Consider the following 17,957-nt stretch of genomic DNA (forward strand, 5'->3'; position numbering starts at 1 on the left):
ATAAAACACGTGAGCAGTTTTTTTATATATGAAAGGCATACCCTTTAATAAAGGAAAGCCTCCTCTCACCCTCTACCATCTCCCACCCCAAGCCAAAGCCCCCCTCACTTCCCACCTTTTATTTTTTATTTTTCACCTAAACCTCATTTTCTTTGCGAATTTTTCAAAAGAATCCAACCCCAATACTTGCACCTTCTTAAAAATACAATCACTTAATAATCAATCTCCTTCCCCCCAATCATCCCTCATCCATCCCCTAAACACCCCCCAACCTGAACGAACGAAGAACGAACCAATAACGAAGGATAAACGAACTCTAAACGAAGGATAATCCTTACTCTATTGAATATCAGCAACATTATCATCAAAACCTCTTTTTGCCAAATCCGCAACAAAACACCCAAAACATTAAATAAAATGCAATACTTTTTTCTATCAAATAAATCTTATCTTGAATGAAAAAAAATATCGTCAAACTCTTGCCTATTTCGCAAAACATTTGTACTTTTGAGCCAAATTTTTAGAGTAACTAAGAACTATGATTTATATTGAACTACTCGTTGTGCTCGCCGCTATATTCATAGGGGCAAGGGTAGGAGGTATCGGGCTCGGTATCTTTGGTATGATAGGTTTAGGTATTTTGGTTTTTGGCTTCGGTCTCAAACCAGGAGAAACACCTACAGATGTAATGCTTATCATTGTTGCAGTAATCACAGCAGCAGCAGCTTTGCAAGAAGCAGGAGGCTTGGATTATTTGGTGAAAGTAGCCGAGAAAATCTTGCGCAAAAATCCTGCAATGATTACCTTCTTGGCACCCATAGTTTGTTACATCTTTACCTTTTTTTCAGGTACAGGGCATGTAGCCTATTCACTTTTGCCTATCATCTCCGAAATTGCTACCGATAGCAAGGTACGCCCCGAGCGACCCCTTTCTATCTCTGTAATCGCTTCCCAACAAGCCATTACTGCCAGCCCTATTTCGGCAGCTACAGCAGCTTTGCTCTCAGCCGAGCTCTTAGGCAGTAAAGGGATTACGCTCGGCAATATCCTTATGGTCTGTGTGCCCGCCACACTTATAGGGGTAATTGTAGGAGCCATAGTAGTGAGTTTTATAGGTATTCCTCTTGAAAAAGATCCCGAATATTTGCGCCGTTTGAAAGAAGGTTTATTGAAAAAAGAAGAAAAATCGGCTGCAGAAATAAATGAAAAAGACCAACAAAGGGCTAAAACATCAGTAATAATATTCCTTATAGCAGTAGTTTCTATTATGCTTTTTGGTTCTATTGATATACTCCGCCCTTCATTTATGATAGGTGGTAAAATACAAAAAATGGAGATGACCCACATTATTGAGATTATAATGATGACGGCTGCAGGTTTAATACTAGTCTTCTCCCGTGTAAATGTAAACAAGGTAATCAAAGGGTCAGTGTTTTTGGCGGGAATGCAAGCAGTTATTGCGATTTTTGGAATCGCTTGGCTGGGAAATACATTCTTTGAAGGAAATAAGATATTCTTTGAAAATAATATTAAAGGTATTGTAACCGATTATCCTTTTCTCTTTGCCATAGCTCTTTTTGTAATGTCTATTCTTTTGTTTAGTCAGGCATCAACAGTAAGAACGCTTTACCCTACGGCCGTTACCACCCTAAACCTTCCTGCTTTATCACTTATCGCCATGTTCCCTGCTGTAAACGGATATTTCTTTATTCCAAACTACCCCACTGTAGTTGCCGCTATTAATTTCGATAGAACGGGTACTACGCGCATAGGTAAATACGTCCTGAACCACTCATTCCAAATACCCGGTTTTGTAGCTACTATTGTAGCCATTGCTGTAGGTTTTTTTATAATAATGTTTATGTAAGAATATAAACCAAATTAACAAATAAACAATTATGACATTAATCAAAAAAATGGCCCTTTCATTACTAATGTTAATGACCGTGGCAGTCTTTGCGCAACAAAAACCAAAGATTCGTATTTTAGCTACTGGTGGTACCATTGCCGGTGTAAGTAAATCAAATACTGAAAGTAATTACAAAGCCGGTGAACTCGGTATTTATCAACTGCTGGAGGCTGTGCCCGAAGTGAAAAACATAGCCGATATCAGTGGAGAACAAATTGTAAAGATTGGCTCACAAGATATGAATGACCAAGTGTGGCTTACCCTTGCCAAACGTATCAACCAGCTCCTAAACAAAGAAGGTTATGATGGTGTAGTAATCACCCATGGTACCGATACTATGGAAGAAACTGCCTACTTCCTAAATCTTACTGTACATAGCAAGAAGCCAGTAGTAATGGTAGGAGCTATGCGTCCCGCCACAGGTATGAGTGCCGATGGCCCTCTAAACCTTTATAATGCAGTAGCTGTAGCAGCCGATAAGAATGCTATGGCACGAGGCGTAATGGTATGTATGAACGATATTGTGCTTGATGCCAAAGATGTGATTAAAACAAGTACTACCGCTGTTGAAACTTTCCAAGGGGCGAACTATGGTAAGTTAGCTTATATTCACAATGGTAAAGTATTCTTTAACCGCACTCCTGAAAACAAACACACTTACCAATCTGTATTTAATGTAGATAACCTAAAAGAATTACCTAAAGTAGGTATAGTGTATAGCTATTCTAACGTATCCGAATTGCCAATGAAAGCCTTTATGGATGCCAAGTTTGAAGGTATTGTACACGCAGGGGTAGGTAATGGTAACTTATACCACACCCTCTTTGATTTGGCAGTAAAAGCCAGAGAGCAAGGTATACAGTTTGTGCGTTCATCACGGGTGCCTACTGGGGCTACTACCCTCGATGCCGAAGTAGATGATGCTAAATATCAGTTTGTGGCTTCGCAAACCCTTAACCCACAAAAGGCTCGTGTACTACTGATGTTAGCTCTTACTAAAACCAAAGATTGGAAACAAATACAAAAATATTTTAATGAGTATTAGTCTGTTGGTCGTCAGTTGTTAGTTTAACTAATAACCGGCGACTAATTACTTTATAGGCTAATTTATAAAACAATACCACTATGAAAAGAATATTAGTTTTGGCAATAAGTCTCCTTGCGGGAGGTGTTGCCACCGCACAACAAGATTTGCAAAATCAAATAAACCAATTACGTATGGAAATAGAGCAGCTGCGTATGGCTCCGCCACCTGCTGTTGCTCCTATGGAATTGCAAATGCCTCTTGATGAAATGGAAAGCCCATTGCACAAGAAGTTCAATATGTATTTCAACTTTCAAAGTAGTTTTGATGTTGAAAAAGAAAAAGACAAAGATATGACTGCGCAGTTTAAAGCGCGCCAATTGCGTTGGGAAGTGCGTGGTGATATTACCGATCGTATATTTTACCGCCTTCGTCATCGTTTGAATAAGCCTAATGCAGCTGCTTCATTGGATAACTTAGCTAAAGCTACTGATATGCTTTATGCAGGGTTCCGCCTTGATGAAAAATGGGCTCTAACCGTAGGTAAGATGTGCCAAGCGTGGGGTGGCTTTGAGTTTGATTTGAACCCTATGAATATTTATGAATATTCTGACTTTATTGAGAATATGGATAACTTTATGGTAGGGGGAATGATTACTTATGCACCTAATGCTAACCACGAATTTAACTTGCAAATTACGGATGTAAGGAATGATACTTTCGCTAATATTTATGGTACTACAAGTCCTACTATAACAGCTAGCAAAGCTCCATTAACTTATATCTTTAACTGGAATGGTAATTTGTTTGAAAATCTTATTCAGACGCGTTGGGGGGTAGGTGTGCAAAATGAAGCTGATGGTTATATGAACTCTATGGTAATGTTGGGTACTAAACTTAATTTGCCTAAGTTTCAAGTCTTCTTGGATTATATGATGGCTAATGAACAGTTGGATAGGTTGAAATATACTCCAATGAGTAAAACAACACTTGTAAAAGATGCTAAATATAACAGTTTTGTACTAAAAGCTGAGTATCAGCCTATACCTGAATTGAATATTTTTGCACAGGGTTTGTACGAAACTGCTAAAAGTGACTTGGCTGGTAATGAGCTTACAGGTATTGGTTATTACGGAGGTGTAGAATATTTGCCTTTTAAAGATCAAGACTTACGTTTCTTCTTGGCTTATATAGGCAGAAGTAGGGAAGTGAATAAAGTAACTACTGATACTAACCGTGTGAGTATTGGTATGATGTATCGTATTAAAGCGTTTTAATTGAGAGTTAATAAAATTTGAATTTAATAAAAGAGGCTGTCTAATTTTGGGCAGCCTCTTTTTTCTTCTTTAAAAGGTGAACCAATCGCCGCGTACTTTGAGTACTTGCTCAATAACATCGCGAACAGCCCCTTCTCCGCCATTGCGGTGTGATATGTAGTGGGCTGCTGCTTTTACTTCGGGTACGGCATCTTGTGGGCAAGTGGCTAATCCCGAGTGTTGCATAGGTGGAATATCGGGGATATCATCACCCATATAGAGGATTTGCTCGGTACGCAATCCTTTGCTTTTTTGGTATTCTAAGAAAGTGGCGAGCTTTTCGTGGCGTAGCATATAGATATCGGTTACGCCAAGATTTTCAAAGCGTTTTTGTACTCCTATGTTGCCGCCTCCGGTAATGATGCAAACGGTATAGCCTTTGGAAACGGCTGTTTTCAGTGCAAATCCGTCTTTCATATTCATACTGCGAAGCAGGTCGCCATCATTATTGACAAATACTTGGGTGTTGGTGAAGACCCCATCAACATCAAAGATGAAGGTGGTGATATCTTTGAGTTTTTCTTTATAATTCTTTTCTTCCATAAGTATTAATTATTGAATTTGTAATTATCTGGTATATTTCTTTCTCGGTTTCGTTTAAGAGTGATAGGTGGCTGGCTATGGTGGCGGTATCGTTACGCCTTGCGGGTCCTGTTTGTGCTTCATAGGCGGGTATTTTTTGTAGTTTGGCAAAGGTTTCGGTTAATAGGGGTTCTAATATTTTGAAAGGTACTTGCTCTTTTTGGCATATTTGCTGGCTGATGTGTACGAGGTGGTTGGTGAAGTTGTTTAGGAATACGGCTGCTACGTGTAGTATTTTGCGTTGGTAGCTGCTTAGGGGGTATATTTGGGTGGATAGCAGGGAGGCTAAGTGGTGTAGGAGCTGATAGTCGGTAGGGTTTTCGGCTTCTAAGCAGAAGGGTACTTGGCTAAAATTGACGAATGTTTGCTTACTCATTGTTTGGAGGGGGTATAGTACTCCGCGCCTGTTTTGGCTGCTGATAGAGAGCATATCGGTATTGCCAGAGGTATGGACTACTAACTGGTTTTTGAAGGGTAGGGCTGCTGATACGCTGGCTATGGCGTCGTCTTTTACGGCGAGGATACAGAGGTCGGCAGGGCGTAGTTGTGATAGATTGGTTATTTTTTCGATTTGTAGGTGTGAGAATTCGGCTGAGAAGCTGCTACGGCTGTAGAGCTGGGTGATAGTTACTTGGGGTAGGGAGAGGAGGGCGTGGGCAAGCTGGTAGGCCATATTACCGGCGCCTATGATTGAAATATTCATTTTAATAACCAATTGTGAGGGCAAAGATACGAATAAAATATCAATTAGCAAATTAGGGGGTAGGTTTTGGGGGGAGACGGATTGGGTGAGTGTACTAACTATCCTTCGTTTATAGTTCGTTTATCCTTCGTTATTCGTTCGTTCGGGATAGGGGAGGGGTGTGATTGAAGTGAGGGGTGTGTGTTATTAGGTTTTTTGTGTATTTGATGTAGAAGAGAATTGGGTGCTATTGAGGGTGGGATTTGGTCACTTATTAAATTATTTGTACTTTTGCCGCCCAATTTGACTTAGTGAGAGAAACTAATTGGTTAAAACCTAATATCTGAAAAATGGCTATAATAATAACTGACGATTGTATTAACTGTGGGGCTTGTGAGCCTGAATGTCCTAATAACGCTATTTATGAGGGGGCTGATGACTGGAGGTACTCGGACGGTACGACCCTGAAAGGGCGTGTGGTATTGCCCAGTGGGCTGGAGGTGGATGCTGATGAGCCACAACAACCGCTGAGTGATGAATACTACTTTATCGTGGCTGATAAATGTACTGAATGTATAGGGTTTCACGATGAGCCTCAATGTGCTGCAGTGTGTCCTGTGGACTGTTGTGTGCCTGATGAGGCACACGAGGAGACAGAAGAGGAATTATGGGCTAAAAAAAGGTTTATTCACGAGGAATAATTGGCTGGAAATTACTGGACTTTGGCATAACATTTGAACTTCATAAGGTGTAGAACTAAAAAAGATAGCTTTATGAAAAGAAATGTGCCTTTATTGCTGCTGGCATCTTTGTTGCTAGTAGCTTGTGGTAATCGTGAGGGTTATCACAATTCGAACAGAACACTACAAAAAACGCCTGCTCCTGTAACTAAGGAGGCTCAGGCACCTATGCTTGATGAGGAAGAGGTGCTAAGCAATATGGCAGAAATTCAAGAGCCTGCTATAGGGGCTATTGCTTATAAGGAGACTTATAAAGAAATTACTGAGAATAAGTTTGTGGCTGTGGCTCAGCAACCAGTAACTACCTTTTCGGCAGATGTGGATAGGGCTTCATACGCTAATGTGCGCCGTATGATAGGTTATGGGCAATTGCCTCCAGCTGATGCGGTGCGCATAGAGGAGATGGTGAATTACTTTGATTATGATTATCCTGCTCCGGAAGAGGGTGCAACATCGCCACTGCGTGTGAGTTCGGAACTAGCACCTGCGCCTTGGAACCCTAAGAACTTATTACTTCGGATTGGATTACAAGCTAAACATATAGATTTGGCAAAAGCCCCTTCATCAAATATTGTCTTCTTGATAGATGTATCGGGCTCGATGTATAGTTCTAATAAATTACCTTTGTTAAAATCATCATTTAAGCTGCTGCTTACGCAGTTAAAACCTACTGACCGTGTGGCTATTGTTACTTATGCAAGTGGTACACGGGTGGCACTATCATCGACCCCTGTTAAAGATAAAGAAAAAATCATAAACGTATTGGATGGATTGGAAGCTGAAGGCTCGACTTCGGGCAGTAGAGGTATCCAGTTGGCTTATAAAGAGGCTGAACGCAACTTTATTAAAGGCGGAAATAACCGTATTATTTTGGCTACTGATGGAGATTTCAATGTAGGGATTAATAACCCGAAAGATTTAGAGAAATTCATAGAAGAGAAGCGAGAAAGCGGTATTTATATGTCGGTTTTGGGCTTTGGTATGGGGAACTATCGCGATGATATGGCAGAGACTATAGCAGATAAGGGCAATGGGAATTACGCTTATATAGACGATATTACAGAGGCTAAAAAGGTGTTGGTGAATGAGTTTGCTGGTACTTTATTTGCGGTAGCTAAAGATGTGAAGCTACAATTAGAGTTCAATCCTAAATATGTAAAAGAGTATAAATTAATAGGATATGAGAACCGTATGTTAGCCAATGAGGATTTTACTGAAGACAAAAAAGATGCTGGTGAAATAGGAGCAGGGCATACTGTTACAGCTCTTTATGAGTTAGTGCCTGCTGATGGGAAAACAAGTCAATCCTTCCGTTATCAGACCCAAGTGCTGAATGAAAAAGGGAATGGTAATGAGTTAGGATTTTTGAAGATACGCTATAAAGATCCTAAAGTGAAGGATGCGAAAAGTGTGGAGATAACAGAGCCTTTGGTGTTCCATAAGAAAGAGTTAAAGGATACTTCGGTAGATTTTCGTTTTGCTGCCAGTGTAGCTGAATTTGGTATTTTGTTGCGCAATAATAGCAATAAAGCCCAAGCAAGCTATGGACAGGTGGTAGAATTGGCAAATGGAGCTATAGGTAGAGATGAAGAAGGTTATAGAAAAGAATTTGTGCGCTTGGTAAAAAGTGCAGAATTATTAGCAAAATAATCGGAAAAAAGTATTATCTTTGCACCCGATTTAAAATAAATAATAAAGTGCAAACAGAAAAAAACGAATTATACAGCTTTGTAGCTGCTGGTGATTGGACTAACTCTTTATCAGACAGTGAAATAATAGAACTTTTAGTAGATACGGACTTCTCACGAGAACAAACAGATGAGGGGCGTGATTATTGTTATTTTTTGCATAAATACAGCAAAGTAGATAATGAGGTTACCTCTGACTATGCCTTGATGGCATACAGCCTTACACAGCCTGAAAACTTAGAGCGCGCTTCAATGTATGATATGGTATTGGAGGAGAATGAGTTTTTTAACATTCACCGTATCAGTGTGTATCGTAATGGTGAGCTTATAGATAAAACAGGCGATACTACCATTAAAGTATTGGACAATGAAAGCAATAGTAATAGAGGGATTATAAGCAGTTCAAAGAAACTGAATTTTTCAATAAAAGATCTTCACCTTGATGATATTTTAATATTGGAAGATACTCGTACTAAGGTGTTTACTGAAAAAGAGTTTTTACGTAAAGACTTTACTAAGTATATTTACGTAACTCCTGATACATATTGGGCTTATGGTAAATATCACTTTAAGTTTATTAATAACCGCAATAAGCAAGTAGCTTACAAGAATGTATTTTTCCGTGATGAAGAAGGTAATGTACTGCCCAGTGAAGTGAAATATTTGGCGCAAGGAGAAGCTTTTGAGGTATTGAAATATGATTATATCAATCCGGTAGACCCTAATCGTGAGATATTTCCGTTTGTAGACTTGGCTACAGATAGCACTTGGAAAGATCTTTCAAACTATATTTATCCGCTTTATGAAGAGGTGTTTAAAGCAAAGCTTACTGATTTTGCTCCTGATTTGGTAGCAAAACTAGATGTTATGCCTACCCTTGATGAGAAGTTACAATACGCTATAGAATTTGTACAAAATAACATCTATTATGTGTATAATGCCGATGAGATGAATGGGCATAAACCACAAGCACCAGCTATTACCTATCAGAATAAACAAGGTGACTGCAAGGCAAAATGTGTATTGCTAAAAGCTATATTGAACTATATAGGGGTAGAATCATCGGTAGTATTGGTGAATTACAATTCGGATTTCTATCTAAAATATTACTTACCATCATTATTGTCATTTAATCATGTAATAGTGAAGATAAACTATGAAGGTAAAGAGTATTTTATAGATGCTACTGCACGTAATGAATATGGCAAGCTAGAAAATCGAGCTGTTATCTCGTTCTGTTATTTTATGGAGATATTGCCTAACCAAGAGTTACAAAAGCGGACTCCTATTAAATTTGAGAAGTTTTGTATAGATGAGAAGATAGATTTGGAGGTGAAAGATGGTAAAGGTAAGATAGAGTTACTTACAACTTATCGTTATAACCGAGCAAATTCAATGCGGAACTATTTCAAATCAAGTAATAAGAATGAGCGTTTGGATAGTTGGAATAGTTCATTATACTATGCCTTAAACTATGTGAATGACCGCAAAGGAAAGGATTTTAGAGATATATTTAAAGAAGCTACTTTGCAAATAGTAAAAGATGATAAGACTGAAAATGAGTTTGTAGTAAAATATGAGGCTATTATTGAACAGCCTTACTTTATAGACTCGGAAGGGAAGCGCTTCTTGATGTATTATGATGGAAATATATTGAAAAATAGTATACGTGAACATCAGCATAATGATGCAAGTTTTTGGCATAATTACGATAGCGAGCGTTATGAAATAATGCTTAAAACAGATGAAAACATAGATACTAAGGAGAAATATACTGTACAGGAGTGTGATATTCAGAATGAGTATTTTACACATAAAACTCAGAAGTTTATTACTAAAAACTCTGGTAAAGTAATAGTAGAGTATAACCCCTTAGTGAATGTGGAGATTACTTTGGATAAATTGGAGCCTGTGCGTCAAGATTACCATATTATGGCTGATAGCAACTTTGGTATTGGTATTGATGTAATAGAAAAAGGTTTCTTTAACTCATTGAAACGATTGTTTAAATAATTAGCGATAATAAGCAAATTAACCTCATAAAGAACTTTGCTAAAGAGAGTGAGCTGTAAAGGCAATTACTCTTGGCAAAGTTCTTATGGTTTTTATAGCAAAATGATGAATACACTTATTCCAGTCATAGAAAGACAAACAGAGGAGGAAATAAAGGTTTTTCAGGAAGAAAAACTAAGAGAGTTAGTAAGGTATTTGAATGAGAAGTCTATTTTTTATCAAAAGCTTTTCAAAGAGCACCATATTTGTGTTGATGATATACGTACGCTTGCTGACTTACAAAAGATACCTACAACAGATAAGAATGATTTGCAGCGTGAGAATGATGCTTTTAGATGTGTTCCTAAAGCAGCAATAGTGGATTATGCTACAACATCGGGTACTATGGGTACTCCTGTAACTTTTGGACTTACTGATAAGGATTTAGATAGACTAGCGTATAATGAAGCCATTTCATTAGCTTGTGCAGGTATTAAACAAGGAGATGTAGTGCAACTAATGACAACTATTGATAGGCGGTTTATGGCGGGATTAGCTTACTTTTTAGGTATTCGGAAGTTAGGAGCAAGTATTATTAGGGTAGGGGCAGGGATACCTGAACTACAATGGGATTCAATCCAATTATATAACCCTACTTATCTAATAGCAGTGCCTTCGTTTGTACTGAAGATGATAGAATATGCTGAGAAGAATAGTATTGATTATAAAAAATCATCAGTAAAAGGAATAGTATGTATAGGAGAATCACTACGTAATCAGGACTTTACACCTACACTGCTTGCGCAGAAAATTACAGAAAAGTGGAAAGGAGTACAATTATATTCTACTTATGCTTCAACCGAGATGAGTACTACTTTTACTGAATGTGAGTACCAACATGGAGGTCACCATCACCCTGAGCTTATTATTACAGAAGTATTAGACGATGAGGGTAATCCAGTGCCTATTGGGCATAGTGGTGAGCTTACAATTACAACTTTAGGTGTGGAAGGGATGCCTTTGCTACGTTTTCGTACTGGTGATATAGTAATAATGTATACAGAAAGCTGCTCTTGCGGTAGGCATACCTCACGTGTAAGCCCTGTTCTAGGACGTAAACAGCAGATGATAAAGTATAAGGGTACAACTCTCTATCCACCAGCCTTAATGGATTTACTTACTAATTTTGAGGCAATAGAGAACTATATTATTGAAATAAACACTAATGATATACTTACTGATGAAATACTAATAAAGATAGGTACAAGAATACCTACTGAAGCTTTTAAGGAACAGATTGTGAGTCATTTTAGGGCAAAACTAAGGGTAGTGCCTAAAATAGAGTTTTGTGATATAGAGCTTTTGGAACAGCAACTCTATCCATTAGGTAGTAGAAAACCAATGAAGTTTGTAGATAGAAGAAAATTAATTAGTTAAGAAGAAGTCTTTTTTCCCATTTTATCAAAAAATCAGGTTTGTAGAAAGAAAGTGTGTGGTCTTCAAGTGAAGTAAATACTTGTATACTTTCACCAGTGCAAACTAACTCATTTGCTTGGTTATATATATTATATTGAAAGATGAGCTTAGCTGCAGCAGTAGCCATATATTGAGTTACAATAAGTAGCTGTTCGCCATAACGTACCATTTTTTTGTGTTCGCATACAGTTTTGATAATAGGGGTAGCATAGCCATATTGCTCTACATCTAGGTAAGAGATGCCATATTTCTTTCCAAAGGCTTCACGTCCATCTTCAAAATATTTTATATAATTGCCGTGCCATACAATACCTAAAGGGTCAGTTTCGCTAAATCGAACTGTAATAATAAGGGATTCAGTAAGGTTAGTAGGTTTATATGTTTCTTTTGGTTTTATCATAGTAAATAGCAATTAGAATACAGCTGCTAAAAAAGAGGAATAGGGCGCTTATTTTTGGGAAAAGAGATGAGAGGTTTCCACTACGTAATAGTATATCATAAAAAGCTTGCAGACCCCAATTCATAGGAGAAATATTAGAAAGTAACTGCATAAAGTGTGGCATAGCAAAAGTAGGTATCCATACGCCTCCAATAGCTGCAAAAAGTACTGTAAGAGTAGCTCCTAAAGGAGCAGATTGTTCTTGTGTCTTGGCAAGAGTTCCAAGCAATACACCCAATCCTATAGCTGAAAGTCCTGAAGCAAGAGCTACTATAAGCAGTGATAAGAGTTTACCCTCTACTTCTAAAATAGGTAAACCTAAATAAGGAAATACATATACCCCTATTACAACCATTAAACAGAATTGTAGCAAGCTGATGATAAGAAAAATAATAATTTTAGCAATAAGTAAAGCCCAATAAGGAAGAGGACTAGTGAAAAGGCGTAGTCCTGTGCCTTGAGTTTTTTCTTTTACAATACTTGCTGAAAGAGGAATGGTAATAAAAAAAATAGCAAATAAAGCCCAACCAGGTACATTATGTTGAGTGGAGTTAGGTATAGCTGCTGTAGCCATATTAGGGTTGATTTCTCGGAATGTGACTAAAGTTTCTGTTTTGGGTAGTTTAACACTTTCTTCTAGTTTGCTCTCAAAAGTTTTATAGATAAATTGATTTTCAATTTGATATAGTAACTTGTCAATATTGCTTTTAACACTCTCTTTAAAAGAAGTTTGTAGAGTAGGATCAAAATACAAACATATTTCCTTAGCAGAGTAGGTTTTGTAGGAAGAAGTTGTTGTTTCACCAGCAAAGATATTAATGATAATGTCTACTTCAGTTTGTACTTTCGTTTGTAGATCATTAGAAAGGTTTTCAGGGATAACTATAGCAAGTAGATAGTTGCCTTGTAGTACTTCTTTACGAGCTGTATCTTCAGTAATAGGGCTATTGTTAAGTTCTTTTTTTATGTCAAAAGCACTTCCTTTAAAGTTTTGAATGATATAATTAGCAATCTTTCCCTTGTCATTATCAACTAATAAAATAGAGGTTTTCTGTTCACTAATGTTTTTAAAAGCGCCATCTTGTAGTAATGTAATAGTAACAACTAACAACAATGGCATTGCAAAGAGGATAATAAGAGCTCCTACATCTCGTAGCAGTAGTAAAGCTTCTTTCTTTATAGATTTTAACATTTGTAAAGATATAATAAAAAAGGCTTTACCAAAGACCTTTGGTAAAGCCTAATTACAATATTAATTGTTAAACTTTGAAAATATTATTATTGTTTGATAAGCTGCTTCAAAGCGCTCATTTCTTTATACTTTTCACGAGCTTCACCAGCAGGATAACCAAAGTAAGTTTGTCCTCCTTCTAAAGACTTTGATATACCGCTTTGAGCTAAAATAACAGCTTTTTTACCAACAGTAATACCACTAGTCATTCCTACTTGTCCCCAAATAGTTACTTCATCCTCAATTACTACGCATCCTGCAATACCCGTTTGTGACGCGATAAGGCATCGCTCACCTACTATCGTATCATGTCCTATGTGTACTTGGTTGTCAATTTTTGTACCATTTTTAATAGTAGTGTCACCAGAGACACCACGGTCAATAGTGCAAAGAGCTCCTAAATCAACATCATTTTCAATGACTACACGCCCCCCTGATATTAGTTTATCAAAACCTTCAGGACGTTTTTTGTAGTAAAAAGCATCAGCTCCTAACACAGTGCCTGCATGAATAGTAACATTATCACCTATTATACAATTATCATAAATGCTTACATTAGTATGAATAAGGCAGTTTTTACCTATTTTTACATTGTTACCAATAAAAGCACCAGGTTGTATTATAGTATTTTCTCCTATTTGAGCAGAAGGAGCAATGAGTGCTACAGCTTGTTGAAAAGGTTTGAAAAAAGCTGTTAACTTATTAAAATCACGGAAAGGATCATCAGAAATGAGTAATGCTTTTCCTTCAGGGCACTCTACTTTTTTGTTTATAAGTATAATAGTTGCTTTTGATTGTAAGGCTTTCTCATAATATTTAGGATGATCTACAAAAACTATATCACCAGTTTGTACTACATGAATTTCATTCATTCCAAGTACTGGGAATTGCTCATCGCCTACAAATTTAGCATTGATAATAGTAGCAATTTGTTTGAGGGTATAAAGGTGAGGGAAACGCATAGTTTAGTCTTTCATTCTTTCAACGTAAGTGCCTTTTTCTGTTTCTACTTTTATACGATCTCCTTCATTAATAAAGAGAGGAACATTTACTATGGCACCAGTTTCGACTGTAGCAGGTTTTGTTGCATTGGTAGCAGTATTGCCTTTTACACCAGGCTCTACATGGGTAACAGTAAGAATAACATTAGCAGGCATTTCTACTGAAAGAGGGGTTTCGTCTTCAGCATTGAAAATAACCATTACAGTTTCACCTTCTTTTAGAAGGTCAGGGTAATCAAGCATATCTTTACGAATATGTACTTGATTAAAATCATCATTGTTCATAAACACGAATTGATCACCTTCGGCATAGAGATATTGAAAAGAACGAGTCTCAACACGTACATCTTCAATTTTATGACCTGCAGAAAAGGTGTTATCAAGTATTTTTCCTGTAGTAACACTTTTGAGTTTAGTACGTACAAAGGCAGGACCTTTACCTGGTTTAACATGTAAAAATTCAATGATTTTATAAATATCATGGTTAAAACGGATACACAATCCTTTTTTGATGTCTGCTGTTGTTGCCATCTATTTAGTTTTAAGTTATTATTTCTAGTTTTAAGTTCTTAGTCTTTAAGTAAGTCACCATGGTAACCTTTCATAATGCCATGTTTTGACTTGCGTACAAATTGTAAAATTTCATCACGTTCAATAGTAGCTTCCATTTCAGCCTCTATATATTCAAGAGCGTGCGTAGTACTCCATTTTTTTTGGAAAAGTACACGGTATATATCTTGAATTTCTCTTATTTTTTCAGTACTAAAACCACGTCTATGTAACCCTATTGAGTTTACACCTACATACGAAATAGGATTTCGTGCTGCCTTAGCATAAGGAGGGACATCCTTTGCTACCATTGATCCTCCAGTAACAAAAGCATAACTTCCCACAGAGCAGAATTGATACACAGCAGTCATTCCTGCCATTACCACAAAATCGCCAATAGTAACATGCCCTGCAAGGGTTGTAGAGTTAGAAAATATACAATCATTGCCTATAATACAATCATGAGCAATATGTGAATAGGCCATAATAAGGCAGTTGTTACCTATTACTGTACGCATACGGTCAGAAGTACCTTTATTAACAGTTACACATTCACGAATAGTAGTATTGTCACCTATATGAGTAGTAGTTTCTTCTCCTTTGTATTTCAAATCTTGGGGAATAGCTGAAATTACTGCACCAGGAAATATTTTACAATTTTTCCCAATACGAGCTCCTTCCATAATAGTTACATTAGGCCCTATCCAAGTGCCTTCACCTATCTCTACATTTTTACTGATAGTAGTAAAAGGTTCTATCACTACATTTTTGGCGATTTTAGCATTAGGATGAACATAAGCCAAAGGTTGAATCATATAATTTCTATTTTACTTTAACAATTTGAGCCATTAGCTCAGCTTCAGTAGCTAACTTTCCATTTACATAGGCATAAGCTTGCATGTGGCAAATACCACGACGTATAGGAGTTAGCAGTTCCAATTTAAAAATAAGTGTATCACCAGGTACTACTTGTACTTTGAATTTAGCATTGTCTATCTTCATAAAGTAAGTAAGATAGTTTTCAGGGTCAGGTACTGTACTAAGAATAAGAATGCCTCCTGTTTGTGCCATAGCTTCTATCTGTAATACACCAGGCATTACTGGTGCACCAGGGAAGTGACCTACAAAGAAAGGTTCATCCATAGTAACATTTTTTAAGCCTACTACATGTTTATCCGAAAGTTCAAATATTTTATCTACTAATAAGAACGGGGAACGATGAGGTAAAAACTTAATGATATCTGCAGTACTCATCAAAGGAGGTTGATTTATGTCAATGTCAGGAACATTATTCCTACGCTCATTCTTTATAATCTTTGAGAGTTTTTTAGCAAATTGAGTGTTGGTAAAGTGTCCTGGTTTAGTAGCAATAACTTTGCCACGGAAACGACTTCCTACAAGAGCAAGATCACCTATTACATCAAGTAGTTTATGTCGGGCAGCTTCGTTAGGGTAGTGTAAAGTAAGGTTATCAAGCACTCCATTAGGTTTAACTGAAATATGTTCTTTGTTAAACACTTTTTTTAGTTTTTGCATAGTAGTGTCTGATATCTCCTTATCTACATACACAATAGCATTATTTAGATCACCTCCTTTGATAAGTCCATGATCTAAAAGGGTTTCTAGTTCATGTAAGAAACTAAAAGTACGAGCATCAGCAATTTCTTTTTTGAAATCTGATAACTTATTAAGATAAGCGTTTTGAGTGCCTAATATTTTAGTTCCAAAATCAACCATAGTAGTTATTTGGTACTCATCAGCAGGAATAAGAGTTATTTCACTGCCTGTTTCTTCATTTACGTATGTAATTACTTGTTTTACTGCATATTCATAACGCGGAGCATCTTGAGCTACAATACCTATTTTTTCAATACCTTCAACAAAATACTTAGATGAACCATCCATAATAGGAGGTTCAGAAGCGTTTAATTCAATAATCACGTTGTCCAAATCCATGCCTATAAGTGCAGCCAAGATATGTTCACAAGTTTGAATTCTTACACCTTTCTTTTCTAATACAGTGCCGCGTTCTGTGCTTACTACATAGGCAGCATCAGCTTCTACCACAGGATTACCCTCAAGGTCAGAGCGCACAAAAGTGAACCCATTGTCTATGGGGGCAGGTTTAAGTATCATTTTTACTTGTTTGCCTGTATGCAAACCGATACCTTCTATAGTAAGTTCATTCGATAAAGTATTTTGCTTTACCATAGCTATTTGTTATTTTATTTTCTTCTCTAAATCTTCAATTCGTTTTTGTAAGTTAGGTAATTTCCTAAATATCACGTATGATTTGTTATATTCAGCATAACCTAATGCAGGTGAACCTTGTATTACCTCATCATCTTTAAGGTTGCGTCCTACTCCTGTTTGAGCTTGTATGCGCACTCTATTACCTATCTGTAAGTGTCCTACTATACCTACCTGACCTCCAATAGTACAACTTTCTCCTATCTTCGTAGAGCCTGCTATACCCGTTTGGGCTGCAATTACAGTATTTTTACCTATCTCTACATTGTGGGCTATCTGTATTTGGTTATCTAGCTTCACTCCTTTTCGGATGATAGTAGAGCCTAAAGTAGCTCTATCTACAGTGCTATTAGCACCTATTTCAACATCATCTTCTAGTATAACATTACCTATTTGAGGTACTTTGCTGTATACGCCCTCATCATTAGGAGTAAAACCAAAACCATCAGCACCTAAAACCACCCCACTATGTAGGGTACAATTTTTTCCTATAACAGTTTCAGAATATACTTTACAACCAGCAAATAACGTAACATTATCTCCAATTACAGCATTATCACCTATATATACGTGTGGGTATATTTTTACATTTTCACCAATAATTACATTTTCACCAATATAAGCAAAGGCTCCTACATATACATTTTGTCCTAATGAAGCTGTAGCAGCTATAAATGAGGGCTGCTCAATACCTACTTTATTTAGTTTAACATTATTGTAAAACTCTAATAACCTTGAAAAAGCTCCATAAGCATCTTCTACCTTCACTAAGGTAGCCTTGATAGGAGTTTCTGCTTCAAAGTCTTTACCTACAATCACTATTGAGGCATCTGTCGTATAAATAAAATGTTTGTATTTAGGATTGGCTAAAAATGAAATACTTCCTTCACATCCCTCTTCAATTTTTGAGAGCTTATATACCTCAATTTCGGGATTTCCTTCTACTTCACCACCGAGTACTTCGGCTATTTGTAATGCTGTAAATTTCATTTAATTAGTTTATAATCAAAATAATAGAGCAATTAAGTGCCTTGTTTTTTAGCTTACAAAGTACTATTTGCCGCTACAAAAGTATAAA

At 37.0% G+C, this 17,957-nt stretch carries 16 protein-coding genes; 7 read left to right on the plus strand and 9 right to left on the minus strand.

What is annotated here, in order from left to right; translation table 11 throughout:
- Nucleotides 1-538 precede the first annotated feature (538 nt).
- The 3 genes from C4H12_RS01270 to C4H12_RS01280 all read left to right on the plus strand — a co-directional run bounded on the left by C4H12_RS01270 (nucleotide 539) and on the right by C4H12_RS01280 (nucleotide 4,210).
- The gene (locus tag C4H12_RS01270) at nucleotides 539-1,867 is read left to right on the plus strand and encodes an anaerobic C4-dicarboxylate transporter family protein (RefSeq protein ID WP_106097305.1); all 1,329 of its coding nucleotides are present in this window, start codon (nucleotides 539-541) and stop codon (nucleotides 1,865-1,867) included.
- Nucleotides 1,868-1,895: 28 nt separating this feature from the next.
- A complete protein-coding gene (gene ansB / locus C4H12_RS01275; RefSeq protein WP_106097306.1) occupies nucleotides 1,896-2,954 on the plus strand; it encodes an L-asparaginase 2 in 1,059 nt (352 codons plus the stop codon).
- Nucleotides 2,955-3,034: 80 nt separating this feature from the next.
- Entirely contained in the window at nucleotides 3,035-4,210 is a 1,176-nt protein-coding gene (locus C4H12_RS01280; RefSeq protein WP_106097307.1) for a porin, read from the plus strand.
- 69 nt (nucleotides 4,211-4,279) lie between these two features.
- Here the strand turns inward: C4H12_RS01280 and C4H12_RS01285 are convergent, their stop codons facing one another.
- Nucleotides 4,280-4,792 carry an HAD family hydrolase gene (locus C4H12_RS01285; RefSeq protein WP_106097308.1) on the minus strand — a complete coding sequence of 171 codons (513 nt, stop codon included), beginning with the start codon at nucleotides 4,790-4,792 and terminating at the stop codon, nucleotides 4,280-4,282.
- Nucleotides 4,773-5,534 carry a Rossmann-like and DUF2520 domain-containing protein gene (locus tag C4H12_RS01290; RefSeq protein ID WP_371514473.1) on the minus strand — a complete coding sequence of 254 codons (762 nt, stop codon included), beginning with the start codon at nucleotides 5,532-5,534 and terminating at the stop codon, nucleotides 4,773-4,775. The genes C4H12_RS01285 and C4H12_RS01290 overlap by 20 nt, the downstream gene beginning before the upstream one ends.
- A gap of 329 nt (nucleotides 5,535-5,863) precedes the next feature.
- On the opposite strand from C4H12_RS01290, the gene C4H12_RS01295 reads away from it, so the two are divergent.
- From C4H12_RS01295 to C4H12_RS01310, 4 genes are all read left to right on the plus strand, one after another.
- Entirely contained in the window at nucleotides 5,864-6,214 is a 351-nt protein-coding gene (locus tag C4H12_RS01295) for a 4Fe-4S binding protein (protein WP_106097309.1), read from the plus strand.
- 237 nt (nucleotides 6,215-6,451) lie between these two features.
- Nucleotides 6,452-7,903, plus strand: coding sequence for a VWA domain-containing protein (locus tag C4H12_RS01300; RefSeq protein WP_106099390.1), 1,452 nt, complete (start codon nucleotides 6,452-6,454; stop codon nucleotides 7,901-7,903).
- Between the two features lie 47 nt (nucleotides 7,904-7,950).
- Entirely contained in the window at nucleotides 7,951-9,954 is a 2,004-nt protein-coding gene (locus tag C4H12_RS01305) for a DUF3857 domain-containing protein (protein WP_106097310.1), read from the plus strand.
- Nucleotides 9,955-10,059: 105 nt separating this feature from the next.
- Nucleotides 10,060-11,370, plus strand: coding sequence for a phenylacetate--CoA ligase family protein (locus tag C4H12_RS01310; protein WP_106097311.1), 1,311 nt, complete (start codon nucleotides 10,060-10,062; stop codon nucleotides 11,368-11,370).
- Here C4H12_RS01310 and C4H12_RS01315 read toward each other — a convergent pair.
- From C4H12_RS01315 to lpxD, 7 genes are all read right to left on the minus strand, one after another.
- The gene (locus tag C4H12_RS01315; RefSeq protein WP_106097312.1) at nucleotides 11,363-11,809 is read right to left on the minus strand and encodes a thioesterase family protein; all 447 of its coding nucleotides are present in this window, start codon (nucleotides 11,807-11,809) and stop codon (nucleotides 11,363-11,365) included. The two genes, C4H12_RS01310 and C4H12_RS01315, sit on opposite strands and share 8 nt — an antisense overlap.
- The gene (locus C4H12_RS01320) at nucleotides 11,784-13,040 is read right to left on the minus strand and encodes an ABC transporter permease (protein ID WP_106097313.1); all 1,257 of its coding nucleotides are present in this window, start codon (nucleotides 13,038-13,040) and stop codon (nucleotides 11,784-11,786) included. The genes C4H12_RS01315 and C4H12_RS01320 overlap by 26 nt, the downstream gene beginning before the upstream one ends.
- 86 nt (nucleotides 13,041-13,126) lie before the next feature.
- The gene (locus tag C4H12_RS01325; protein WP_106097314.1) at nucleotides 13,127-14,041 is read right to left on the minus strand and encodes a UDP-3-O-(3-hydroxymyristoyl)glucosamine N-acyltransferase; all 915 of its coding nucleotides are present in this window, start codon (nucleotides 14,039-14,041) and stop codon (nucleotides 13,127-13,129) included.
- Nucleotides 14,042-14,044: 3 nt separating this feature from the next.
- A complete protein-coding gene (gene efp / locus C4H12_RS01330; RefSeq protein WP_106097315.1) occupies nucleotides 14,045-14,611 on the minus strand; it encodes an elongation factor P in 567 nt (188 codons plus the stop codon).
- A gap of 38 nt (nucleotides 14,612-14,649) precedes the next feature.
- Nucleotides 14,650-15,444, minus strand: a complete 795-nt coding sequence (gene lpxA / locus C4H12_RS01335) for an acyl-ACP--UDP-N-acetylglucosamine O-acyltransferase (protein ID WP_106097316.1) — start codon at nucleotides 15,442-15,444, stop codon at nucleotides 14,650-14,652.
- A gap of 7 nt (nucleotides 15,445-15,451) precedes the next feature.
- Nucleotides 15,452-16,840: a bifunctional UDP-3-O-[3-hydroxymyristoyl] N-acetylglucosamine deacetylase/3-hydroxyacyl-ACP dehydratase gene (locus C4H12_RS01340; RefSeq protein ID WP_106097317.1), complete on the minus strand. Its 1,389-nt coding sequence runs from the start codon at nucleotides 16,838-16,840 to the stop codon at nucleotides 15,452-15,454.
- Between the two features lie 9 nt (nucleotides 16,841-16,849).
- Nucleotides 16,850-17,869 (minus strand): UDP-3-O-(3-hydroxymyristoyl)glucosamine N-acyltransferase, encoded by a 1,020-nt coding sequence (lpxD, locus tag C4H12_RS01345; protein ID WP_106097318.1) that lies wholly within the window; start codon nucleotides 17,867-17,869, stop codon nucleotides 16,850-16,852.
- Nucleotides 17,870-17,957: the final 88 nt, after the last annotated feature.

The organism is Capnocytophaga sp. oral taxon 878 (assembly GCF_002999135.1).
GTDB lineage: Bacteria > Bacteroidota > Bacteroidia > Flavobacteriales > Flavobacteriaceae > Capnocytophaga.